The sequence below is a fragment of the Psychrobacter sp. H25 genome (assembly GCF_059076335.1).
Genome location: NZ_JCACRV010000001.1, coordinates 2,155,899 through 2,179,275, shown reverse-complemented (window position 1 = coordinate 2,179,275; position 23,377 = coordinate 2,155,899). Strand labels below are relative to the sequence as shown.

18 protein-coding genes are annotated in these 23,377 nt (G+C 42.8%); 7 read left to right on the top strand and 11 right to left on the bottom strand.

Features of this window, described 5'->3' with window-relative positions; all coding sequences use genetic code 11:
- Positions 1-17: 17 nt before the first annotated feature.
- The gene (fmt, locus tag AC5JPO_RS08830) at positions 18-1,112 is read right to left on the bottom strand and encodes a methionyl-tRNA formyltransferase (protein ID WP_493853885.1); all 1,095 of its coding nucleotides are present in this window, start codon (positions 1,110-1,112) and stop codon (positions 18-20) included.
- A 343-nt stretch (positions 1,113-1,455) separates the two neighbouring features.
- On the opposite strand from fmt, the gene AC5JPO_RS08825 reads away from it, so the two are divergent.
- Complete coding sequence (locus AC5JPO_RS08825; RefSeq protein ID WP_493853884.1) at positions 1,456-4,320, top strand: response regulator; 2,865 nt, start codon at positions 1,456-1,458, stop codon at positions 4,318-4,320.
- 107 nt (positions 4,321-4,427) lie between these two features.
- Here the strand turns inward: AC5JPO_RS08825 and AC5JPO_RS08820 are convergent, their stop codons facing one another.
- From AC5JPO_RS08820 to rpmH, 8 genes are all read right to left on the bottom strand, one after another.
- On the bottom strand, positions 4,428-5,102 hold the full coding sequence (locus tag AC5JPO_RS08820; RefSeq protein ID WP_319050818.1) for a riboflavin synthase: 675 nt from the start codon (positions 5,100-5,102) through the stop codon (positions 4,428-4,430).
- Between the two features lie 423 nt (positions 5,103-5,525).
- Complete coding sequence (gene ribD, locus AC5JPO_RS08815) at positions 5,526-6,581, bottom strand: bifunctional diaminohydroxyphosphoribosylaminopyrimidine deaminase/5-amino-6-(5-phosphoribosylamino)uracil reductase RibD (protein ID WP_493853883.1); 1,056 nt, start codon at positions 6,579-6,581, stop codon at positions 5,526-5,528.
- An 80-nt stretch (positions 6,582-6,661) separates the two neighbouring features.
- Positions 6,662-7,120, bottom strand: coding sequence for a transcriptional regulator NrdR (gene nrdR / locus AC5JPO_RS08810; RefSeq protein WP_319050816.1), 459 nt, complete (start codon positions 7,118-7,120; stop codon positions 6,662-6,664).
- An 87-nt stretch (positions 7,121-7,207) separates the two neighbouring features.
- Positions 7,208-8,644, bottom strand: a complete 1,437-nt coding sequence (mnmE, locus tag AC5JPO_RS08805; RefSeq protein ID WP_493853882.1) for a tRNA uridine-5-carboxymethylaminomethyl(34) synthesis GTPase MnmE — start codon at positions 8,642-8,644, stop codon at positions 7,208-7,210.
- Between the two features lie 196 nt (positions 8,645-8,840).
- Entirely contained in the window at positions 8,841-10,523 is a 1,683-nt protein-coding gene (gene yidC, locus AC5JPO_RS08800; protein WP_493853881.1) for a membrane protein insertase YidC, read from the bottom strand.
- A 217-nt stretch (positions 10,524-10,740) separates the two neighbouring features.
- Positions 10,741-11,070, bottom strand: a complete 330-nt coding sequence (yidD, locus tag AC5JPO_RS08795; RefSeq protein ID WP_493854030.1) for a membrane protein insertion efficiency factor YidD — start codon at positions 11,068-11,070, stop codon at positions 10,741-10,743.
- Between the two features lie 46 nt (positions 11,071-11,116).
- Positions 11,117-11,488, bottom strand: a complete 372-nt coding sequence (gene rnpA, locus AC5JPO_RS08790; RefSeq protein WP_493853880.1) for a ribonuclease P protein component — start codon at positions 11,486-11,488, stop codon at positions 11,117-11,119.
- A gap of 184 nt (positions 11,489-11,672) precedes the next feature.
- Positions 11,673-11,807, bottom strand: a complete 135-nt coding sequence (gene rpmH / locus AC5JPO_RS08785; RefSeq protein WP_007394757.1) for a 50S ribosomal protein L34 — start codon at positions 11,805-11,807, stop codon at positions 11,673-11,675.
- A gap of 589 nt (positions 11,808-12,396) precedes the next feature.
- Between rpmH and dnaA the strand changes: the two genes are divergently transcribed.
- From dnaA to AC5JPO_RS08760, 5 genes are all read left to right on the top strand, one after another.
- Positions 12,397-13,842: a chromosomal replication initiator protein DnaA gene (dnaA, locus tag AC5JPO_RS08780; protein WP_493853879.1), complete on the top strand. Its 1,446-nt coding sequence runs from the start codon at positions 12,397-12,399 to the stop codon at positions 13,840-13,842.
- Between the two features lie 160 nt (positions 13,843-14,002).
- The gene (dnaN, locus tag AC5JPO_RS08775) at positions 14,003-15,178 is read left to right on the top strand and encodes a DNA polymerase III subunit beta (RefSeq protein ID WP_493853878.1); all 1,176 of its coding nucleotides are present in this window, start codon (positions 14,003-14,005) and stop codon (positions 15,176-15,178) included.
- A gap of 128 nt (positions 15,179-15,306) precedes the next feature.
- Complete coding sequence (gene recF, locus AC5JPO_RS08770; RefSeq protein ID WP_493853877.1) at positions 15,307-16,515, top strand: DNA replication/repair protein RecF; 1,209 nt, start codon at positions 15,307-15,309, stop codon at positions 16,513-16,515.
- A gap of 573 nt (positions 16,516-17,088) precedes the next feature.
- Positions 17,089-19,641, top strand: a complete 2,553-nt coding sequence (gene gyrB, locus AC5JPO_RS08765; RefSeq protein ID WP_493854029.1) for a DNA topoisomerase (ATP-hydrolyzing) subunit B — start codon at positions 17,089-17,091, stop codon at positions 19,639-19,641.
- Between the two features lie 124 nt (positions 19,642-19,765).
- Positions 19,766-20,395 (top strand): manganese efflux pump MntP, encoded by a 630-nt coding sequence (locus tag AC5JPO_RS08760; RefSeq protein WP_493853876.1) that lies wholly within the window; start codon positions 19,766-19,768, stop codon positions 20,393-20,395.
- 108 nt (positions 20,396-20,503) lie between these two features.
- Here AC5JPO_RS08760 and rlmF read toward each other — a convergent pair whose 3' ends face one another.
- Both rlmF and AC5JPO_RS08750 read right to left on the bottom strand, forming a co-directional pair.
- Positions 20,504-21,541 carry a 23S rRNA (adenine(1618)-N(6))-methyltransferase RlmF gene (rlmF, locus tag AC5JPO_RS08755; RefSeq protein ID WP_443524940.1) on the bottom strand — a complete coding sequence of 346 codons (1,038 nt, stop codon included), beginning with the start codon at positions 21,539-21,541 and terminating at the stop codon, positions 20,504-20,506.
- A gap of 65 nt (positions 21,542-21,606) precedes the next feature.
- Positions 21,607-22,314: a LysE family translocator gene (locus AC5JPO_RS08750; protein WP_493853875.1), complete on the bottom strand. Its 708-nt coding sequence runs from the start codon at positions 22,312-22,314 to the stop codon at positions 21,607-21,609.
- Positions 22,315-22,574: 260 nt separating this feature from the next.
- Here AC5JPO_RS08750 and AC5JPO_RS08745 point away from each other — a divergent pair, with 260 nt between their 5' ends.
- Entirely contained in the window at positions 22,575-23,375 is an 801-nt protein-coding gene (locus AC5JPO_RS08745) for a crotonase/enoyl-CoA hydratase family protein (protein ID WP_493853874.1), read from the top strand.
- Positions 23,376-23,377: the final 2 nt, after the last annotated feature.

Here is a 23,377-nt window from a genome sequence, read left to right as displayed (position 1 = left end):
AAGGGAGTGTAGTGAAACTATTTTGATTCTACTGTGAATTTATCACCATCGTTTAACTGGTTGCCATGACAAAGTTGCTCCGCCGTCATCGGCTTACCACCAGCGAACTGTAACTTAGTTATGGCCAGTGTATTACTCAGCTGTATGTCATGAGCGGTATTATTGTTTGACGTCTCTACCTCTTTGCCGCAAGCGACCAAAATTGCTTTGCGCCCGACACTTACGACCGTACCTGCAGGCTTATCTGATGTTTGTGTGGTGTTAATGGGCAGTGCCGTCAGTATTTTGACGCGTTGGCCTTCTAAGAAAGTGTATGCACCTGGCCACGGGGTCAATCCACGAATTTGACGCTCAATGGTAGCAGCTGGTTGTGTCCAGTCAATTTCACCTTCGGCTTTGATCAGCTTTTCCGCATAGTTTGCTTGACTATCATCTTGGGGAACGGCGTTCGCTTGATACTGTGACAAATCACCAAGCACCGTAGTGATCGCGGTCGCACCAAGAGTGGCCATCTTATCATGTAGGCTGGCAGCAGTATCATCCGGCGCGATACTGGCGCTAATCTTGTAAATCATATCACCCGTATCTAGCCCTTTGTCCATCTGCATAATGGTGATACCTGTCTCATAATCGCCTGCCAAAAGCGCACGATGGATAGGAGCAGCACCGCGCCAGCGTGGTAATAACGAGGCATGAATGTTCAAGCAGCCATGAGTAGGCGTGTTTAAGACGCCAATAGGTAAAATCAAACCATAAGCAGCAACAATCATAAGATCTGGCTGATACGTACGCAGTATTTGACGAGCATCCACTCCTTCTGTGCTCGATTTCTTAAAAGTAACTGGCTGCTCTACCGTGATATTATTGGCTAATGCCACTTCTTTCACAGCAGATGCTGATAGTTTCTGACCACGTCCCGCTTTGCGATCAGGCTGAGTGTATACCGCGACAATATCTATATTGAGTGCTTCTTGCTGACGTATCAACGCCTCTAGACTCACCGCAGCAAACTCAGGCGTCCCTGCAAATACCACCCTTAATCGCTGGACAGATGGGTTATCATGGTTAAAAGACGAATCAGATGGAGCAAAAGTGGCAGCAGTGTTAGTCATAATCATGCATTATATAAAGTTAATTCGCTCATTATAGGTGAGTTTGCGACGTAGTGCCATGACCGTGCTAGTGACAAAACCTGTAGAACCCTTGATACTGTTTACCTTTATAATATAAAAACGATAAGTATTTTATTGATAAACATTCTATTTATCGTCTTTATGCGTAACATAAAAACGTACCAATCGTGACGTGCTACAAACAGTGACCCATTATTCTGTTATAAATAATAGCTACAGGGATTCAGTATCAAGTCAGTGCCAAATTTTTGAGAAGATTAATTATTAAAAAATTACTATGATTTCACTATATTTCTTTGTGTCGATATAGGGCCATGCTCTTATGCAACAGTTTCAGTCCTTACAGCGCTTATTGATTTTTTATGCATTGACTCTGTTAGTGATGCTACTGCTGTATTACGTCACAATGTTCGATGGAATAAGACAACATAGCGAACAACATAGCATAGATACTTTTTACTCATTACAGCACAGTATCATTGAGCATGCTGACCCTATTGATGAAGATATAGAAACTATTTTAGATCAACCTACCCTTCACCATGTCAGTTATCAGCTTATTTTAATGATGCCATCTGGGCAAACCTATATCTATCGTAGGACTCGTCCTAACGAATCAGCGTTTGCTAACGTAACATTCCCTGCTATCAGTGCAACTGCCTCTGATAATAGTCAGCAGAGTGCGTATAGGGTTGGCAGTAGCGAGCTCACAGGAACTATAAACCTCAAAAGTGGCCATCAGGTCTATGTTATTTTGCGGCATGAGCCTTTTACGATTGACTGGACGTCTTATCGTTACTGGTTGCCTTTGATGGTCGCAATCATACTATTTTTTATGGCTATGCTTTACATGCTCAATCGTCGAACCAACTGGGAACAACTGCTGGTTTATACCGACAACTTGAGCAGCCGGGCAAAGGAAGCCTATACACCGCCGCCCTTTTCACAAAAAAAATCTACCACTGAATTTTTACTTTTAGGTAATGCGCTGAGCCGTGTCAGCTATCAGCTTCATAATGACTATCGACGCGTCAAAACATTAAAACATCGTTTGGAGCGCTTGGTTGATCAAGCACCGCTGCCCATGCTGATGAGTGTACGTCATGGTCAGATTAGCTTTTACAATCAACGCTTTGAGCAAATATTTTCGCCATCTGCCCAAAATAGTGGCAGGCATGAGCTTACTGATTTTTTTGTAGGTAAGGATGAATCGACCCAGCAACTATTACAGACTTTAGCCAACTTACGAGTTACACGCATTCTGACAGCTTATGGTATAGAAAATAAGCAAACCTACCAATTACATATCACACCGTGGTTTGGTGAACATGGACAGGTTCACGGCTTTACTGTCATTGTAAATAATATCCATGAACTCATTAATCAAAACGAACAACTGCAGCAGCAAAACACACAACTACAGCGCAAGCTTGATGAGTTTAATACGCTTAAATTTGCCATCGGTCACAAGCTACGCATACCGCTAGAGGCTATGATCGATACCCTTGAGCCAATCGACCCCAACACGTTAGATGCTAGGCAAAATAAAACGTTAGATATTTTGATTACCACCAGCCAAGATATGCTAACAGCGCTGAATGATACTCTACATATAGGAAATATCGAGGCAAGGAAGACTCGTCTCAGTGTTGAGCCTGTCGATGTATATAAACTGGGTCAAGAAGTTAACGACCTAATCTTAAATGATGCGCGGTACAAAGGGATTGAGTTAATATATTTCTTTTCGCCAGATGCTCCACGCTCCATCGCTACTGACGATATTCGTCTCCGGCAGATCTTGCTTAACTTATTGCACAATGCTGTGAAATTTACCCCTTCTGGTCACGTCGCGCTGACTATCAACCCGATAACTCAGGAGCAAATGTCAGAGGCCAGTAGAGAGACATTACGTCTTATTAGTAAAAACATAGTCACAAATGAAGTTGATTGCTGGATACAGTTTAGCGTGCAAGATACTGGTATCGGTATCTCCTCTGCAAAACAGCAACAGCTATTGGCATACTTCAATAAACCCCGCGGTCAGGATAATAACGAGATAGAGAAAAACGTAATCGACACAGGGCTTGGTCTAAAAAACGTCAATAGTTTTGCACGGTTATTAGGCGGATTTATTGAACTGACAAGTACGGTCAACGAAGGCAGCATATTTAACCTTTATCTCCCTTGTAGACGCCCAAGTTATCAGCCGGTATATCATCATAGTCAGCATTTGAGTCAGATTTATCTTATTGCAGTTGTCCATCAACCACTTGTTGCAGCACACTTACAGCAACTGTGTGACCACTTGTCTATATCGACAACGATTTATACCTCTGTGGACCTAGCGACTATAGAGCAGCTGACAGACCGACTCAAACAGGATAAGCAAACCCTAGCACCTTTGCTGTTACTGGACTACGAGTACTATGATACCAGTACCATAGTAGTGGGCAGTAACTCTAATTCTGATAGTCTGGACACCTATCCGCAGCAGTTGAAACAGGCACAAACTGAATCGGCAACAGCCATACTAAGCAATAGCCCTAAGATAGCCACTAGCATCGATAGACGACAAGCGCTAGACAGCCTACTTGCTAATACCATACTCCCTAAGATATTGTTCAGCATGAAGCCTGAGCCCCGTATACCGTCTGTGCTGCTCGATCAATGTGATGGTTTCTTAGCAAAACCTCTAGACAGTGCGCTGTTACTATCTGAGCTGATGCGTCTGACGTTACCAGTCAGGCAAACATTGACGCAGGTAAAAAACGTCAAAAACAATGTCAGTCAGATAAATACCTCAGATAGCGCTGAACAAGAAATACAGCCGCTTGTTTTAGTGGTAGAAGACAGCCCAACCAATCAAAAGATAGCTTGCAAGATGCTGAGTAAGATTGGCTATCGCAGTATCGTGGCAGAGGATGGACAGCAAGCGCTGGATGTACTGCAAACCCAACGCAAAGAGATTTCGCTGATCTTAATGGACTGCCGCATGCCTGTCATGGATGGACTAGAAGCCACCCAAGCAATCCGCGCACAAGGGGATAATATACCTATCGTGGCATTAACTGCAAACAACACAGAAGAGGATCGCGAGGCCTGTATGCAAGTCGGTATGGATGAGTTTTTAGCTAAGCCAATCAGTAAGAAAGAGCTAGAGACTGTTTTGCAGAGCTTTATACCCTAAGGAATAAATAAAAAACACTCTTTCAATATCACTAAATTAAAGCAATATTGGAAGAGTGAGTTATTTGATAAAGAGACTGAGATGGTGGCAGATTAAGGACCTAAACGTTATTTCATAAAACCATTATCTGCCAAAAAACCTTCCGTAATTTGGCTTTGAGGGTTTGACGTATTCATGCCACTAGGTTGCGACTTATTTAATAAACGCTCTAAATAACGTGCAACGATATCCACTTCAATATTAACCTTATTACCAACCAACCAATGCTTAGCGATATTGGTCACTTGAGCCGTATGCGGAATAATGTTCAAACAAACAATGTTGTCACGCACAAGATTGGTAGTCAGACTAATACCATCTACTGTAATAGACCCTTTAGTCGCCGTATAGTGCGCCAGCTCTTGTGGTATTTCAATTTCAATATAGATAGAACGCGCATCTTGTTGCAGCTTACTAACAACACCCACCCCATCTACGTGACCAGCAACGATATGACCACCAAAACGAGTCGTTGGCAGCATTGCTTTCTCTAGGTTGACTATATGACCTGCTTTCAACTCTTCTAACGCTGTACGAGCAATAGTTTCACGTGAGACATCGACAGCATAGTAGTTGCTACCGAACTCTACCACAGTCAAGCAAATACCATTTGATGCAATAGAATCGCCTAACTTTACATCACCAAAATCCAAATCATCAGACTCTACGGTCAAGCGTATATCGCCGCCTGTGGGCTGCATGGATTTGACTTTACCAACGCTTTCTATAATTCCAGTAAACATATTACCCTCATCTCATTATTGTATTGTCTTTAGCAGCGATATTTCGTGGTATACCGAAACCTCAGTATTGTTTGATCAGATCTATGTGTATGGTGAGTTATATACTCAATGTAGACGTTCATAAGATAGATTGTGGATAAGTAGTAGTAAATCAATGGTCATTCACCAAAAAAACTTGAGAATTATAGAGTTATCCACAACTCTTCTAAATTCATTTTTTGGCATAAAAAGTAATGGTATCTATACCAAGTAATTGATTTATAAAGAATTAATTTTTTTTGATATAAAAATTCATGTTTTACGTTTCATGTGAAACAGAGTTATACACAGTTTCATGTGAAACCCAACATATTCTAGCTTACTTATCCACATATAATGCACACAATGGGAAACTTATAAAGTGCAAAACGGAAAATAGGCAGTTTACAAAGGTAACAAGGTTAACTTGAGGTCAGAACCGAGCTGCTCGTGGCTTTGAATATAAAAGCGTAACTGCTGTGCCAGTGAAATAGGGTTAAAGTTAACCATCGGCCTTGCTTGATCACCGAGTAGACAAGGGGCTTGATAAACAATTAATTCGTCTACAAGCTGTTGACTCAAAAAACTACCGGCAACGCTAGCACCCGCCTCCACTAAGATGTCATAACATTGATACTTACTTACTAGCTCCGCGAGTAACCCTGTAAGATTATCTGTATGCCAATAAATTGTGTCTGTATGGCGACACAATTGATAATCAGACTGCAGGCTGTGTGCTAAACGCTGACGCCTATCAAGTACAATTACTTTAGGTCTTGGTATCTCATTAGCTGATACGCCTAACTGTGTTGAGCGTACATTAAGTTTTGGATCGTCCATTATTACTGTTTCACTACCTGTGATAATCGCGCCACTTATTGCTCTTAGTTTTTGCACATCTTCGCGAGCAGCAGCTGAGGTAATCCATTTAGATTCACCAGACGCCATAGCTGTACGACCATCTAAACTGGTTGCTATCTTTAGTCTGACGTAAGGCATCTGTGTACGCATGGCTTTCAAAAACCCACGATTCAACGTCTCTGCCTGCTCTGTTAGCACACCAACCTTCACGTCAATACCTGCTTGCTCCAGCAGCTTTACACCGCGGCCTGCGACCTGCGGGTTCGGATCTAGACCTGCGATTACAACGCGCTGCACACTGGCTGCAACCAGTGCAAGCGCGCATGGCGGCGTACGACCTGTATGACTACATGGTTCTAATGTCACATAAGCAGTTGCACCTACTGCGCGCGCGCCTGCTTCTTTGAGCGCGAATACCTCAGCGTGTGGCTCACCAGCTTTGGGATGAAACCCTTGACCAACTATTTCTTCTTTTTGGACAATCACACAGCCGACCGCTGGGTTGGGTCTGGTGGTATATAAACCGCATTTGGCTTGTTCGATAGCAAGCATCATGAAGTAACGATCTTGCATATCTTGAGCGTAGTTTTCGGTTGGCATAGCAGTAGACTTAATAGATGATTAATAGTAATTAAGAAACAATGAGTGATTAGGAAACTATGTGCCAATAAGCTGCGAGCTTATTTATCATTTGGGCGGATATTGGCAATTTCTTGATGGAACGCATCAATATCTTGGAAGTCGCGGTAAACACTAGCAAAGCGTACATAAGCAACATCGTCCAATGATTTTAGCTCACTCATGATAATTTCGCCTAATACCTTACTGCTGATTTCACGCTCACCCATCTGTCTGACACGTTTTTCGATGCGACTGATCATCGCCTCTTGCTCGTCGATAGTGATCGGGCGCTTTTGCAACGGCAGTAAAATAGAACGGCGCAGCTTTTCGTTATCATAAGGCTCAATTTTATTGCTTGATTTGATGATTCTGGGCATGACGACTTCTACCATCTCAAAAGTCGTAAAACGCTCTTGGCAGCTATTACATGAACGGCGGCGACGTACTTGTGCACCTTCTGCAGCGAGACGTGAGTCAATAACCTTTGTCTCTGATGCATTACAATACGGGCAGTGCATAGCATTTCCTTGTTTTACGATTGAGAATAAGATTGATGTTCTATAAGTAGCTAACACAAGTGATTCATAGAAGCTATTGCTGGGTCATTACTTGCCGATACAAAAGCTACCAAATATCTTACCCAGTAGGTCATCAGCGCTAAACTCACCTGTAATCTCACCCAAGCTCTGCTGGGCTTGACGCAAGCTTTCAGCCACCAGTTCACCTGCTTGAAATACAGTTAGTTGCTCATATGCCTCTGCTAAAAAGTTAGCAGTTCGTCTAAGCGCATCTATATGTCTTGTACGAGCGATTAGGCTATTTTCTGGTGGGTGAAAACCTACCTTTGCGCATAGTGCTTCAACTAAACTATCGATACCAATGCCTGTTTCACATGAAACATTGACTTGTTCGTAGCCTCTACCTCTTATTTCAGCTTGTGTCATAGAAGCAGATTCTTCACTGCTATGATCACTTAATAAGTCGCTTTTATTGGCAATGATTAATAAGCGTTTGGCTTCTGGCAGCTCACCAAACAACTGCTCGGCGAGCTGTAGTGGCGTGCTCTCTTCTTCGACATCGCGAGTCACATCGTAGACCATCAACAGCATATCAGCTTGAGTGATCGCTGTACGGGCACGTTCAATCCCGATACGCTCTACGGTGTCCTCTGTGTCACGTAGACCTGCCGTATCGGTAAGATGTAGGGTCAAGCCATTGAGTACCACTGTCTCTTGTAGCGTATCACGTGTGGTACCCGCGACATCTGTAACGATAGCACGTTCCTGTCCTGCAAGGCGGTTCAGCAAGCTTGATTTACCCGCATTTGGTCTACCTGCTAAAACAACATGAATGCCATCACGCAAGAGCTGCCCTTGTTTTGCAGTCAATAAGACTTGCTGTATTTTATCTTGCGTTTGCTCAAGCTTGCTTTGTATCACACCATCAGATAAAAAATCGACATCCTCTTCGTCAGGGAAGTCAATCGCCGCTTCAACATGCAAGCGCAGATGGATCAGTTGTTCTAATAATTGATTGATTTTTTGTGAGAATTCACCGCTCAAAGAACGAATCGCACTACTGGCTGCAGCAGCACTGGTCGCATCAATCGCATCGGCAATCGCTTCTGCCTGTACCAAATCTAACTTATCATTATCAAAAGCGCGGTAAGAAAACTCTCCGGCACTGGCTTGTTTGGCACCTAATTCGAACACGCGCGCGAGCAATTGGTTTTGCAAAATAACGCCACCATGCCCTTGCAGCTCAATCACGTCCTCACCCGTGAACGAATGCGGACCTTTAAAATACAGTACCAATCCTTCATCGATCACCGTATCATCCGCCTGATAGAAACGGCAGAAACTGGCCATACGCGGTGTAAATGCAGATTTGCCAGTGAGGGCGCAGGCCATGGCATAGGCACGGCTACCTGATAAACGTATAACGCCCACGCCCCCACGTCCAAGCGGCGTTGCAATTGCAGCAATCGTGGCGAGTCCTGCTGTATTAGATTTTTCAGAAGAATTAGGTGTGGCTAGGGCCATCTCTAAGGAATCCACAATTACTCTCAATAGCTTAAAACCCTATTATAGACGCCTCAACTCATACTGACAAAACAAACTTTGAAAGGTAGTCCTTTCTTTACTGTGTTGATAAGTTGTGGATAACTAACCTACCATCTATAAAAAAACCACCGCTTGCGCGATGGTTTTTATTATTGGGTATTTAATAGTGTATCAGTTAATCAACTACTTTTACCGTACGGCGCTTTTGCTCTTCTTCAACCTTTCTATTAACAATATATTGCTGAGTCATACTAAACAAGTTATTCACTGTCCAATATAGAACCAGACCTGCTGGGAAGAACAACATGAACGCTGTAAAGATAATCGGTAAGAACTTCATAACTTTTGCTTGCATTGGATCAGCTGGCTGAGGGTTCAGCTGCTGCTGTACAAACATTGAAGCGCCCATTAGCAATGGTAAGATAAACCATGGGTCCATTGCTGAAAGATCTTGAATCCATAAAATCCAAGGAGCATGACGCAATTCGACACTCTCTACCAGCACCCAATATAGCGCTAAGAAAATTGGCATCTGCATCAAAATAGGCAAACAACCCGCCATTGGATTAACTTTTTCCTCTTTGTATATCGCCATCATTTCTTGCGACATTTTCATGCGATCATCGCCGTGCTCTTCTTTAAGCACCTTGAGTCGTGGGGCGATAGCGCGCATTTTTGCCATAGAGTAGTAGCTCTTATTAGAGAACCACATGAGAGCAATTTTAACCAAGATAGTCAGTATAATGATCGACCAACCCCAGTTTCCGACTACTTTATGAACACCATCCAAAATAGCAAATAAGACTTTAGATATTGGCCATAATAAACCGTAATCAACTGTCTGGTTAAGACCTTCCGCCACATCTTTGAGCTCAGACTGTACTTTTGGACCTGAATACAGCGTCGCGTTCAAAGTCACTTGCTTGTTAGGTGCTACGTTGACTGGTTGGCTATTAAAACCAATAAAGTAATCGTCGCCAGTTTCGCGGCTAAAGAATTTACCTGTGAAGTTTTCAGGCGTCCATGCAGAGACGAAGTAATGCTGGACGATACCAACCCAACCTTTATCACTGGTCGTAGTCAACTCACCATCACTAAAGTCACCAAATTTCAGCTTATTGTAAGGGTCGTCTGGCGTGCCCCAAGCACCGCCCAGATAGGTCGCCATGCTCAACGCGCCTTTATCAGACATGCCAGGATCTTTACTGTCATCACGCTTTAGCTGTGCAAACATTTGACCTTGCCAAGCGTTGGTAGAAGCGTTTTGAATCTTGTAACTGATATCGATTGGATATTTATTTTCGGTAAAGGTAAAGGTCTTAGTAACTGTTACACCATCTTTTTTGTACGTAAGCGGTACTGATAGTGTTTGTTGACCATCTTCCATGACATAGTTATTAGCAGTATGCGTATATATCGCTCGACCCTCTGCTGTATCGATACCATTTTGGCCAATCAAACCAGACTGAGCAACGTATACACGGTTGCTGTTATTTTCTAGCAATACGAAAGGCTTATCGCTATCGAGCGTCGCGTCATACTGCTTGAGTGCAGCATAGACAATATCACCACCTTCTGGATTGATTTTAATATCATAGCGATCGGTCGTTACTGTGATTAAGCCTGTATCCTTTGCAGGCGCAGCTGTCACAACTCCGTTATCCACAGGTACTGTCTGTACCGGAATATCGCCTGCTGCACCAGTGGTAGAGGGAATGTCAGCACCTACTGAACTTGTAGTTTCTGGCACCGCATCGACAGCTGGCGCATCGGCATAATCATCTCGCCATGCCAAAATCAGCAGATAAGCGGTAATTAACATCGCAATGATGATCATCACCCGAAATATCTTTTGCATAAACCTTTCCTAGATTAAAAAATTAGGGAATGAAAAATTAGGGCATGTGTCATGACTGTACATCACAGTTACTAGCAAACATGACAACTGCATTGATAGTCATTTACATAAAATGTGCATCATTTTACTAAAAATCTACTCTAAATGATACCAAGAGTGTGGATAACTTGTGGGTAACTCATTAGTTATCCACACTCTCGTCTCTACACCTTGTTTTTTACATTGATTTCATCAAATGATTGAGACGCGAAACATAGCTCTGACTGTCTCGGTACACACCCCGTCCTTGAGCGCTACTAACTGATGCAACAGTAGAAGATAAATATTGATAGTGGTAGGAGGACAAAGGGAGAGGAACAAAATCAATACCATGCCCACCAAGTGGATGGCACCTGCTAAGACGTTTTAAGAGTAACCAACTACCTGCATATGTTCCGTGCCATACCAAAGCTTGTTTACCATAGTTTGAACACGTTGGATAATAACGACAGCGAGCAGGTAGGATGGGACTAACTATTTTTTGATAGAAAACAATTATATTAAACATTAACTTAAAAAAAATATTTCTTAGTAATTTAAATAAAATTTCCATTTTATTTATTTTCTATTTTTTTAAAAATATTATTTATTTGGTTTTTTATTTCTTTAGAATCTATATCTTTCAAGGGTTTTTTAACAATAAAAACAATATCTTTATTTTCTATTTTAAAAGCCTTTGTACGAAACTCTTCACGTATATGTCGTTTGATCAAATTTCGAACAACCGCAGTAGGGACTTTACGCTTAGTGATTGCCATGCCAACACGTGGTTTTCCGTGCGCGCTGGGCTTCACAAAAGCCATCAGGTGGCTCTGATGTAGTTTACGCTCAGGCGCGTCAAATACTTCACGAAAAGCTGCAGGCGTAAGCAGACGCTGCTCTTTAGTGAAACTGGCTGCAGGTATAGCTGAAACGGATTTTGGCATGATATAACCTAGTATGAGAGCAAATGACGTGTGACGATAATAGCAAACTATAGAGACAAAAAAAGCGCCAATTTGGGCGCTTTTGATATATGGCTAAGTGTTAGTTGTGATGATTGCTTATCGCAATCTATAAACAATAAGAACACAACAAGCACTTTTAGCCATGCTTATCGCAATCTACTGATTATACAGTAAGACGATGACGTCCTTTAGCACGGCGACGAGCTAAGACTTGACGGCCTTTTTTAGTTGCCATACGAGCACGGAAACCGTGAGTACGTTTACGCTTGATCACGCTTGGTTGGAATGTACGTTTCATAACTCACCTATCAAAATAATGGACTAAATTCGTAATAACGGAGGATTATACCACCCAGTATACTTCTGGTCAATAAACTAATTTGCCTTACTGTTAGAGAGTCGGTTTTTACTACCGAGTTATTAAGCTTTTTTGAATGAGTTGATCATCTCATATTAGCTAAATTACATCTTTGTTCGCTTGTACATTTTGAAGTTATCCACAGTTTTGCTTGAACTCTATAATAATAATTAATTAATATATATAAGTATTGTTGTTATTGGGAGCTTGTTTTTCTGTGGTTAACTTGTATTTCCTCTTTACTATCAAGATACTAGACTATGGGTAAACCTGTGGATAACCTGTGGGCTAAATATGGATAACTCGCCATCTAAACTTATCCACAAAACTGTCCACAGTCTTATCCCCAAAAAATGATGTTTTATCCACAGGGTATCTGTGTTAGATTAGCGCCTACCTAAAAGTCGCTTTCACATACTGTGATAGTTTGATTTTTGAGATAAATAAATATTAGCGATATTGATAACTAAGCAATAAGCTGAACGGCTAAAAGTAGCTATCATTTCGAATTATAGGGTCAGTACTTTTCATGATAGACACAGCAAATATTTGGGATAGATGTCTGAACGATTTGCGTTATAACGTCAAAGACAACGTATTTACGATGTGGCTGAGGCCTTTGTCAGCTCATCAAGAAGCACAAACGCTTATCATTCTTGCTCCTAATGATTATTTTGTAACGTATATCAAAAAAAATCACTTGCAAGATATTCAGCAATTGGTAGCTAAGCACAGCCAAGGCAGTATTGAAGAAGTTGTCGTACGCGTCGATAATGCTGGTCGTGATGTAGAGGATAGTAACCAAGACCAATCAGGATCATTGTTTGTAGAAGATAACCCCTCCCCTACCCCATCTGAGCATAAATTTGAATCTATTCATCATGATAATTCAAAAGCAGATATAGACGCTAATATGCGTCATGCAGAATTGATAGATTCCGTTGACGCCAAGTCACTGAGTTATCTTAATCCTGATTTTACTTTTGAGACGTTTGTCACTGGTAAGTCTAATAACCTAGCTTACAAGGCCTGCTATGAGCTTGGTAAGAAACAATCAAAAAATCGCCACAATCCTCTATTTATATATGGTCCTTCTGGATTGGGAAAAACACATTTAATGCATTCTGTAGCACATCGCTATTTAAAAAATAATCAAAGTTTTTATTATTTCACTTCTGAAAAATTTATAAATCAATTGGTTTATTCATTGAGAAATAATAAAATAGAAGATTTTAAAAAGAAAATAAAAAAAGTAGATTTATTGATTGTAGATGATATTCATGTATTGGCTGGAAAGACAAAAAGTAGTAATGAATTTTTGACATTATTTGCTGATTTCACCAGTGGTGATAAGCAGCTGATCTTGGCCTCTGATCGTCATCCCTCACAAATGACAGAGTTCGATGAACGTTTTAGATCACGTTTTTCTTGGGGACTAACAGTTGCTGTTGACCCTCCCGAGATTGATACTCGTGTGCAAATTCTGCAGAAAAAAGCAGCCTCCTATGGCATGGCACTACCTAAAGAATGTGCTCTGTTTATTGCTCAGAATGTCGTATCTAATGTCAGACGTTTAGAAGGCGCCTTAAATCAGGTATTTGCAAATGCAAACTTAACAGGCGCACAAATTACGCTCGAAATGGTGCAATACGCACTAAAAGATATCGTTGCAATGCGTGTGCAAGCCGTCAACATGGATAATATCCGTAAAATAGTCGCCGAATACTACGATGTAACTGTTAAAGATATTATGGGACGTAAACGTACACGTAGTATTGCAAGACCTCGCCAAATAGCGATGGCCCTATCACGTGAACTAACAGGTGATAGCTTCCCTGAAATCGGTCAGTCATTTGGTGGACGTGACCACACTACAGTGATGCACGCTTGCGATAAGGTAAATGAGTTAAGAGCAGCAGATCCTTCATTTGACAAAGACTACAAGACATTGGCTTTAATGCTACAGGCAGGTTAGACGCTGCAAATATCATTGTGTTTTAGCAGATGGAGATGGTCTATAATAGTGAAGATATAAGCGTACAGATGCTTTGTGGATTATCGTTAGTAGACAAGGTATTATTAGACCATTACGTTAGGTCATCACAAAAGAATCATTCAAATAAGAGTAACTAAGCATGCAATTATCGATCAATCGAGAATCGTTACTAAAAGCTATCAACTTGATCGCCAAAGCCGCTGATAAACGACACAATATGGTGATATTGGGTAATATTAAGCTTCAGTTATCAGAGTCTGAACTTGTCTTGACAGCCTCAGATTTAGAGGTGGAGCTGACATCGACATTGAAATTGCCTGCTGGCGCTTGTATTGAAGCGGGTAACACCACTTTGCCTGCGACAAAGTTAAAAGATATTTGCAAGTCGTTACCTGCACAGGCACAAATCAATCTAGCCACGCAAGCAAATGAGCGTTGCTTGCTCACCAGTGGTAAGAGTCGTTTTACACTAGGCACATTGCCAAGTGAAGACTACCCAAGCTTGGGTAATCCTGAAAATATCACACCGTTAAATATCAGCCGTAGCCGCCTAACAGACTTGATCCATAAGACTCAGTTTGCAATGGCGATCCAAGATGTACGCTACTATCTAACTGGTATGCTGTTTGATGTTTCACAGCAGCAACTAACGACAGTAGCAACTGATGGGCATAGATTGGCTCTAGCACGTAGCGTTATTGATGTGAATGCTGATCTAAATATGCAGGCTATCTTACCACGTAAGGCAGTAATCGAGCTTGAGCGTTTGGCTTCTGAGCTGGGTAAAATGCTGGGTGACCAAGACAATGCGGTTACTTTGAGCTTTGGTCGTGAGTTTCTGCAAGTGAGCTTACCATTTGGTGATGTAGATAGTGCAGGGCAAGTGAGCCAAAATCTAATGGTAACCTTTACTGCTCGTCTGATTGATGGAAAATTCCCTGATTATCGCCGTGTCATGCCAAGTAATACCGATAAACTTGCGTTATTTAGTCAAGAGAAGATGACTGATGTATTACGCCGCGTTGCTATTTTGAGTAACGAGAAGTCTCGCGGTGTAGTCTTTAATTTTGCCAGTGATGGTATGGTAGAAGTACGTGCTAATAATGCTGAGCAAGACGAAGCCGTTGAGATGATACAAGCAAAATATCAAGGTGAGCCGATGGAGTTGTCATTTAATGCCGCTTATCTACAAGACGTGCTAGGGGTGATACAAGGTGATTTGCAGATGCATATGAGTCAGTCAAATGCCTCTGTACTAGTAAATCAGCTCAATGATGAGTTCCATCAATACGTTATTATGCCGATGCGTATATAGTTTGATTTTTTACGATCTATACAGCATTTAACCACGTTAGTATTTTTAGAAATCTATGTGAATGAATTGAATTTAAATAAACTTTTGCCTAGTTTGGTGTCTAGAAATAACAGGCGGCTATCGATAATATGATTGAACGTCTACAAATATCAAATCTGAGAAACCTTACTCAAGTCAATTTACAGCCAACCGTTTGTAATGTCATGATTGGTGCAAACGGTAGTGGAAAAACTTCTTTACTTGAAGCTGTATTTTTGCTATCAAGAGGTAAAAGCTTTCGCCATCATCAGCCTAAACGCTATATTCAGCATCATCAAAATAATACCGTCGTATACGCAAAACTCAATGATAGCCGTACATTGGCTATTCAAAAGCAAGCAGACGCCACAACTATTCTACGTCTCAATCAAACCACCGTCTATAACCAAAGCATATTAACAGAGCAGCTGCCCACGCTACTGATAGATCCTTCTACGATGGACATGTTAGAGCAGGGTAGTGCCAGTCGTCGACAGCTGTTAGATTGGCTAGTGTTTCACATGAAACATGGGTTTCATGCGCAGTGGGTAGCCTATCAACGTCTTCTAAAACAGCGCAATAGTTTGCTAAAGAGCACACGTCAGTTGACTACAGTTCAGTTGGCTGAACTCAAATCGTGGGATAAAGGACTAAGCAATCATGCTGCATTGATCCATCATTATCGTGAACGTGTCTTTATAGAGTGGCAGCCTTACTTTGCTGAAAGTGTCCTCAAACTACTGCCAACCTACGCTGAACAATTGAGTTTAACGTATCAAGCTGGCTACGATACTAGTATTGCGCTGGATATACAGCTTGATGAGCGATTAGAGCAGGACTTACAATTAGGGTATACCCGTATAGGCAATCATCGCTCTGATGTTCATGTGCATTGGCGCTCTGATAGCGACACAGGCAAGCATGCTGAAAGTCTCAAAACGGCATCATCTCATGAGACGAGTGCTAAATTGCCAGCTCTAAAAGAGCAAGCAGCCAACGTCTTATCTCGTGGTGAGAAAAAACTGCTTATTACCGCACTGCGTTTGTCTCAATTACCACTGCTACTCAACAGTACTGAAAACAACGCTTCAGTTGATACTGGTTCGACATTAGGATTTACTCCTGTTGTACTATTAGATGACATCACCGCAGAGTTAGATGGCAGAGCGATAAAGATTCTTTTATCAGCCTTGGCTAAGCTACCTTGTCAGGTTTTTATGACCAGTTTGACGGATGATATTGTTCCTTTAGTTAATGAGTTATGGGCAGTGCCTAAACTGTTTCACGTGAAACGTGGGCAGATATTTCCTGTTGATTAGTCTCTTACCTATCCTTGCCTATGACTTTTCCTAGTCTATTCTCAACTCTTTTATGTGATATCTACTTACCGTCATAGGGCAGATTAGGGCGCAGATAATCTATCGGGTCAAAACACTGACTCTCTAGCAGTAAAACTCCCAGTAAACAGTGACTTAGAGACAAAAAAATGCTAAAATAGCACTTTATTTTTGTCCTGTTCTCAGCAAGTTATTTGATTGCATCATGCAGTTAGCTTTTATCGTTTCTCGATTTTTAACATATTGATATATATATGTTTTATTTTTATATGGCTTTTATTGTGTTTAAAACAACAAAGGTCATCGTTAATAAATAGTTCGATAATTTCAATATTGTGCGCCCCTCCAAATGATCATGGTTGATAGTATATTCACCATCTATGTGCACTCAAGGTTTTGACGATAAAAGTTAATTTTAAAATGCCATCATAAAGCTTAGCCTTATAGGCGAGCTGATAAAGAAACAGCTGATAATGGCTAGATTAAGGAATGTACATGAGTGATTCATTACCTATTGACCACGAACAACTGACGTCAGATAGTGCTACCGAAACGATGGCCCCTGTTGTAGCGCCAGAAGGGTTGCCTTCTGATTATAGCTCTAAAGATATCCGTGTACTGCGCGGGTTAGAAGCGGTACGCGTGCGCCCTGGTATGTATATCGGCGACACTGACGATGGCACAGGCTTGCATCACATGGTCTTTGAGGTCGTGGATAACTCTATCGATGAAGCACTGGCCGGCCACTGTGATCAAATTGATATTATCATCCATGAAGATGAGTCTGTCAGCGTGATGGACAACGGTCGCGGCGTACCCGTTGATATTCATCCAGAAGAAGGGGTATCAGCGGCACAGGTCATCATGACGGTCCTGCATGCAGGTGGTAAGTTCGATGACAATAGTTATAAAGTATCGGGTGGCCTGCACGGGGTTGGGGTATCGGTCGTTAATGCGTTGTCCAAAAAGCTTGAGATGAATATCTGGCGTGAAGGTTATCACTACCATCAGACTTATACTGATGGGGTGCCTGATGCTGATATTCAGCAAATGGAAGCAACGGATCAAACGGGTACACAAATCCGCTTTTATCCGAGTAGTGAAGTGTTCACTGGTACGATTTTTGAGTATGATATTTTGGCAAAACGCCTACGCGAGCTATCATTCTTGAACTCTGGTGTGCGTATCGTTCTGACCGATGAGCGCATTGACAAGCGTCACGAGTTTGAGCACAAAGGCGGCTTGTTAGAGTTTGTCAGCTATATTAACGCAGGCAAAGATGGTATTAACGAAGTATTCCATTTTACCAGTCAACAAGACGATGGTATCAGTGTCGAAGTTGCACTGCAGTGGACGGATACTTATAACGAAAAAGTGCTGTGCTTTACTAATAATATCCCGCAAAAAGATGGTGGTACGCATCTATCAGGTTTTAGATCAGCGCTCACACGTGGTTTGAACAGCTATATGGATCGCGAAAACTTGTTTAAGAAAGAGAAGGTTGCGGCGACTGGTGATGATGCTCGTGAAGGGTTGACGGCCATTGTCTCGGTGAAAGTGCCCGATCCTAAGTTTTCAAGTCAGACTAAAGATAAGCTGGTATCGAGTGAAGTGAAGTCTGCTGTCGAATCAGCGATGCATGATAAGTTCAATGATTACCTGTTAGAGAACCCAAGTGCGGGTAAGGCCATTGCCAATAAAATTATGGAAGCAGCACGTGCGCGTGATGCGGCTCGTAAAGCGCGTGAAATGACCCGTCGTAAAACTACTTTAGATATTGCAGGTCTGCCTGGTAAGTTGGCTGATTGCCAAGAAAAAGATCCTGTACTCTCAGAGCTGTACATTGTGGAGGGTGACTCTGCAGGTGGTTCAGCGAAGCAAGGTCGTAGCCGTAAAACGCAAGCAATCTTGCCGTTAAAAGGTAAGATTCTAAACGTCGAGCGTGCACGTTTTGACAAGATGCTATCTTCTGCTGAAGTGGGTAATCTGATTACTGCACTAGGCTGCGGTATTGGCCCTGATGAGTACAATCCGGACAAAGTACGCTATCACAAAATCATCATCATGACCGATGCCGATGTGGATGGCTCGCATATTCGTACTCTGCTGTTGACGTTCTTCTTCCGTCAAACGCCTGAGCTGATTGAGCGCGGTTATGTATATATCGCTCAGCCACCGCTGTATAAAGTAAAAAAAGGTCGTCAAGAGTTGTACTTAAAAGATGATGAAGCGCTAAAAGCGTATCTATTGTCGTCAACGATTGATAATACCAAGCTTCATATCAGTGCCGATGCACCTGCGATTACTGGTCAAGCGCTTGAGACATTGCTGAATGATTATAACCAAACGCAGCTTATCAAAGCGCGTTTGCAGATTCGTTTTCCAGCGGTGATTTTGGACGCGTTGACCCACACGCCAAAGCTCAGCACTGATATGACTTATGATAAGTCTGCAATGCAGGACTGGAAAGCTGCGATGCAGCTCAAGCTCGATCATTTCGGTAGCGATTTAAACCCTGAGATTGAATTGGTTAATATTCATGCGCCTCAGCCAGAAAACATGGACGCAGCCGCAGCCGATTTACTAGGTATGGCACCAGTACTAGGCGCTGAAGAAGGCGAAGCATCAGATAGTGAGGCGTTGTCTACTAAGGCTCAGTGGCTACCACGCGTCACGGTATATGTGCATCAGTTAGCGCATCATTATCTGCTAGATGCCAGCTTTATCAATTCAGGTGAGTATAGCAAGCTGTTACGTTTATCGAGTGAATGGAATACCTTGCTTGAGGATGATGCTTTTATTCGCCGCGAGAGTAACAGTGGTAGTAAAGACATGCCGATACGTGACTTTGATTACCTGTGGCAGCAGATGATGCTTGATGCACGTCGTGGTCTATCAGTTCAGCGTTATAAAGGTTTGGGCGAGATGAATGCCGACCAGCTATGGGATACAACGATGGATCCCGAAAACCGCCGCATGCTACGTGTCACTATCGAAGATGCGATTGCCGCTGATCATATGTTCACTTGCTTAATGGGTGATCACGTCGAACCACGCCGTATCTTCATCGAAGAAAATGCCTTGACGGTGTCAAATCTAGACATCTAAATTTAAGTGTTCTATTTATAGCATATGAAATACCGTTTCGATCATCGAAGCGGTATTTTTGTTTCACGTGAAACTTATTTAGATAAATTGCTATTGATTAGCAATCATAATTTGTGGAAATAAAATGATCGAAGTGATATTACTTGCTATCGCCCTAGCGATGGATGCATTTGCGGTATCGATAGGACTGGGTGCTAAGGCTCAAAAATATAGCCATCAGTACGTACGGCGCTTGGCTATCTATGCTGCGCTGTACTTTGGTATTGCTCAGGGCGTGATGCCGCTCATTGGTTATTTATTGGGTGCGGCGCTGCTGGGTTGGTTGGCGTCGGCCGCGCCTTGGATTGGCGGGATCATATTAATTGCGCTAGGCGGAAAAATGCTTTACGAAGTGTTTACCGCTGACGGATCAGATGCGGATAGTGATGAGTTAGATGTCAATGATGATGCGATTAGTACTGATGGTGAAACAGGAGTGGTCGCTAGTAACAGTCATGGGCACATCAATCATCGCACGATGTTTACGCTAGCGATTGCCACCAGTATCGATGCAATGGCAGCCGGATTTACGCTAAATTTATTGGCCTTGAACGCGTGGTTAGCTTGCTTGATTATCGCGGTAGTAACGGCTGTGTTTGGCTGGATTGGGGTCTATTTGGGACGTCGCTCAGGCACATGGCTAGAGGATAAAGCCGAAGTATTGGGCGGCGTGGTATTGATTGCGATTGGCATAAAAGTCATGTTTTTTGGCTAATTTATTTAGAGTTTCACCTAGTCTTTATGCAGAAAGCACCGCCTTGAATATCAAAGCGGTGCTTTTTTTGTTTCACGTGAAACTTAAATTAACTAACGTATCTATCGACTACTCTTCATCAGTATCAAAGCGCCACGCCAGTACACGAGTACTCTTTTGCCCTTGGCTCATCTCGATAATACGCATTTGCGCGACATCCAGCTGCTTTAATAGCAGCTGCAAAGGTTTCACGTTTTCAGATTTTGAGACCAGTGTCGTGAACCAACCAACGTGTTCTGCAAAGCTTTGGCTTTCTTTTGCCATCTTGGTTAAGAAAGCAATCTCGCCACCTTCGCTCCATAGCTCTTTGTGCTGACCACCGAAGTTTAGGTTTTGCGCCGCATTACCTGACTTGGTTGAATGACGGCTGATTTGCTCGCTTTCATTTTTACCGCGATGACGTTGCAAGTTGTGCTGCTTGCGGCTGTTGGCTTCCATTGCTTCTTCTAATGACGCGTGAAATGGAGGGTTACACACCACCACATCGAAATAATCTTGACGACCGATGATGTTTTTAAAGATAAACTTAGGCTCAGGTTGCAGCTTTACTTTGACTGCGCTTTTTAGCTTGGGATTGGCATCACAAATGAGGGCGGCAGTATTGACCGAAATCGGATCAATATCGCTTGCCGTAAAGCGCCAGCCATAGCTTTGGCTACCAACGATCGGATAGATCGCACTGGCACCCGTACCAATATCAAGAGCATGAATCTCTTTGCCTGTTGGCGGTGTGTTGTCGGCATTGACGTGCGTGGTTTGCGCGAGTAAATCCGCAATATAGTGGATATAATCGGCACGTCCAGGGATAGGCGGACATAAATAGCCGTCTGGAATATCCCAAAACTTAACACCGTAATAATTTGCCAGTAGTGCTTTATTCAGAACGCGAACCGCTTGATGATCCGAGAAGTTAATCGTCGGCTCGCCTTTGGGGTTGGTGATGGTGTGCTCAGCAAGTTCAGGCAACGCGCGTGTTAATACGGCAAAGTCGTAACGACCTTGGTGCGGGTTGCGCGGATGCAGCTGACCGAGTTTTTTGGCGGTTGCAGGCGATCGGTTTCTATGTTTGCTATTGGCAGGATTACGGGTCATGGGCTTACTTGTCATAATGTCAGGCTACGATATATGGATATAAGTCAGCAGTGTAGCAGATTTCACCGCTCACAAATGAGTTATCGATGACGCAAAATCAGGTTGAGTCCCAATACAATCATCGCGGACCCCAATACACGGTCGATCCAATGCTCAAAACGCTGAAAGCGACGGTGAATCGCAGGAATAGAGAGTAGCATCACCACGGTGCTAAACCATGCCATCTGCAATACCATCATCCATACACCATAGATGGCCAATTGCCAAAATGGGATGTCTGGCGATAAGACGAGGGTAAAGATAGCCACAAAATAAACAGGCGCTTTTGGATTAAAGACATTACAAAAAAACCCACGGCGCAATGTGGCAACGGCAGACTCAGCATTTAAAGATTCAGTATTTATAGATTTGATATGAGTAGGAGTGTCTTGCTTTGCTTGTAAGTGATCAATTGGTGCGTTCTCTTGCGTTACCGATGTTGCTAGTTCTGCTGGCTTTTTTGGTCTTGCCTGAATACCTTGCCACCCTAGATAGATCAAATAGCTACCACCCAACCATTTAATCGCGGTCAATAGTGGCTGCGAGTGAGCAATGACTGTTGCTAGTCCCAGCACCGAATAGATAATATGCACCGACAGCCCTAAGGTAATCCCCAAACTACAAATCAAACCAGTACGGCGACCCTTAGCTAACGTCTGCTGTGAAACCAAGACAAAATCAGGACCTGGTGAGGCAGCTGCTAGTAAATGAACGCTCGTGATAAGCAAAAACCCATGCCAAAATTCCATAAAATACTCTGTACGCTACCTGAATCTGAATCATAGTTGCACTTATCGCAAATGAGGTCAACTTTTATCGATTATGCTTCATACAAGTCATCTCTACTGCTTGTGTTATGGCAGCATGATGTCTATATTAAAAGTCAGATTAAAGACAGAACTATCGACAAAGCGCTATCAATATATCTCTATCAATAAGCAATCGAGATTGAGCGATGTGAGCGATATAACCACTTAATACAAAAAATTATTTCAACAAGGACAGTACCATGACAACGGACAGTAATACTCAAGACAATCGCATCACCTATGACACAGACGGCTACGTCTGCCTGATTGGGCTAAATCGCGCTAATAAACGTAATGCCTTTGACAGTCATATGATCACCCAGCTCTCCGAAGCCATGAGCCGATATGAAAACGATGATCATTTACGCTGTGCGCTTATCTTTGCGCATGGTGATCACTTCACTGCTGGGCTAGATTTGGTCGAGCTACAAGACAAGCTAAACGACGGTGTGTTTGAGTTTGATGACAATCAAATTGACCCGTGGGGTATCAGTGGAAAGCTACGTACCAAGCCAGTAGTGGTCGCGGTAAAAGGTACATGTTTTACGGTAGCTATCGAGCTGATGCTCAATAGTGACGTGGTTATCGCCAGTGATAACTGTAACTTTGCTCAAATGGAAGTCCAACGCGGCATCATGCCATTTGGCGGGGCGACGGTACGGTTTGTCGCGGCGGCAGGCTGGCAAAAAGCCATGCCGTACCTACTCACGGGAAAAGCGTTCGATGCGCAAACGGCTGATCGACTGAACTTGGTCAGTGAAGTGGTGGCAAATGGGTCTGAATACGAGCGCGCATTAACGCTGGCACAAGAGATCTGTAAAGCCGCGCCGCTGGGTGTCAGAGGCGCGCTATCATCAGCACAAGACGCGAGTCGCAATGGGGCAGCGACGGCACTGGCTAATATCCATAGCTATCTGCCACCGCTCTTTCATTCAGAAGACGCGAAAGAGGGCGTGATGGCGATGGTTGAGAGACGGGAAGCTGAGTTTACTGGTAAATAATT

Bases quoted from the DNA above. Each gene is read 5' to 3' on its own strand.
- fmt (WP_493853885.1), bottom strand. From the start codon at position 1,112: ATGACTAACACTGCTGCCACTTTTGCTCCATCTGATTCGTCTTTTAAC.
- AC5JPO_RS08825 (WP_493853884.1), top strand. From the start codon at position 1,456: ATGCAACAGTTTCAGTCCTTACAGCGCTTATTGATTTTTTATGCATTG.
- AC5JPO_RS08820 (WP_319050818.1), bottom strand. From the start codon at position 5,102: ATGTTTACTGGAATTATAGAAAGCGTTGGTAAAGTCAAATCCATGCAG.
- ribD (WP_493853883.1), bottom strand. From the start codon at position 6,581: ATGCCAACCGAAAACTACGCTCAAGATATGCAAGATCGTTACTTCATG.
- nrdR (WP_319050816.1), bottom strand. From the start codon at position 7,120: ATGCACTGCCCGTATTGTAATGCATCAGAGACAAAGGTTATTGACTCA.
- mnmE (WP_493853882.1), bottom strand. From the start codon at position 8,644: ATGGCCCTAGCCACACCTAATTCTTCTGAAAAATCTAATACAGCAGGA.
- yidC (WP_493853881.1), bottom strand. From the start codon at position 10,523: ATGCAAAAGATATTTCGGGTGATGATCATCATTGCGATGTTAATTACC.
- yidD (WP_493854030.1), bottom strand. From the start codon at position 11,070: ATGTTTAATATAATTGTTTTCTATCAAAAAATAGTTAGTCCCATCCTA.
- rnpA (WP_493853880.1), bottom strand. From the start codon at position 11,488: ATGCCAAAATCCGTTTCAGCTATACCTGCAGCCAGTTTCACTAAAGAG.
- rpmH (WP_007394757.1), bottom strand. From the start codon at position 11,807: ATGAAACGTACATTCCAACCAAGCGTGATCAAGCGTAAACGTACTCAC.
- dnaA (WP_493853879.1), top strand. From the start codon at position 12,397: ATGATAGACACAGCAAATATTTGGGATAGATGTCTGAACGATTTGCGT.
- dnaN (WP_493853878.1), top strand. From the start codon at position 14,003: ATGCAATTATCGATCAATCGAGAATCGTTACTAAAAGCTATCAACTTG.
- recF (WP_493853877.1), top strand. From the start codon at position 15,307: ATGATTGAACGTCTACAAATATCAAATCTGAGAAACCTTACTCAAGTC.
- gyrB (WP_493854029.1), top strand. From the start codon at position 17,089: ATGGCCCCTGTTGTAGCGCCAGAAGGGTTGCCTTCTGATTATAGCTCT.
- AC5JPO_RS08760 (WP_493853876.1), top strand. From the start codon at position 19,766: ATGATCGAAGTGATATTACTTGCTATCGCCCTAGCGATGGATGCATTT.
- rlmF (WP_443524940.1), bottom strand. From the start codon at position 21,541: ATGACAAGTAAGCCCATGACCCGTAATCCTGCCAATAGCAAACATAGA.
- AC5JPO_RS08750 (WP_493853875.1), bottom strand. From the start codon at position 22,314: ATGGAATTTTGGCATGGGTTTTTGCTTATCACGAGCGTTCATTTACTA.
- AC5JPO_RS08745 (WP_493853874.1), top strand. From the start codon at position 22,575: ATGACAACGGACAGTAATACTCAAGACAATCGCATCACCTATGACACA.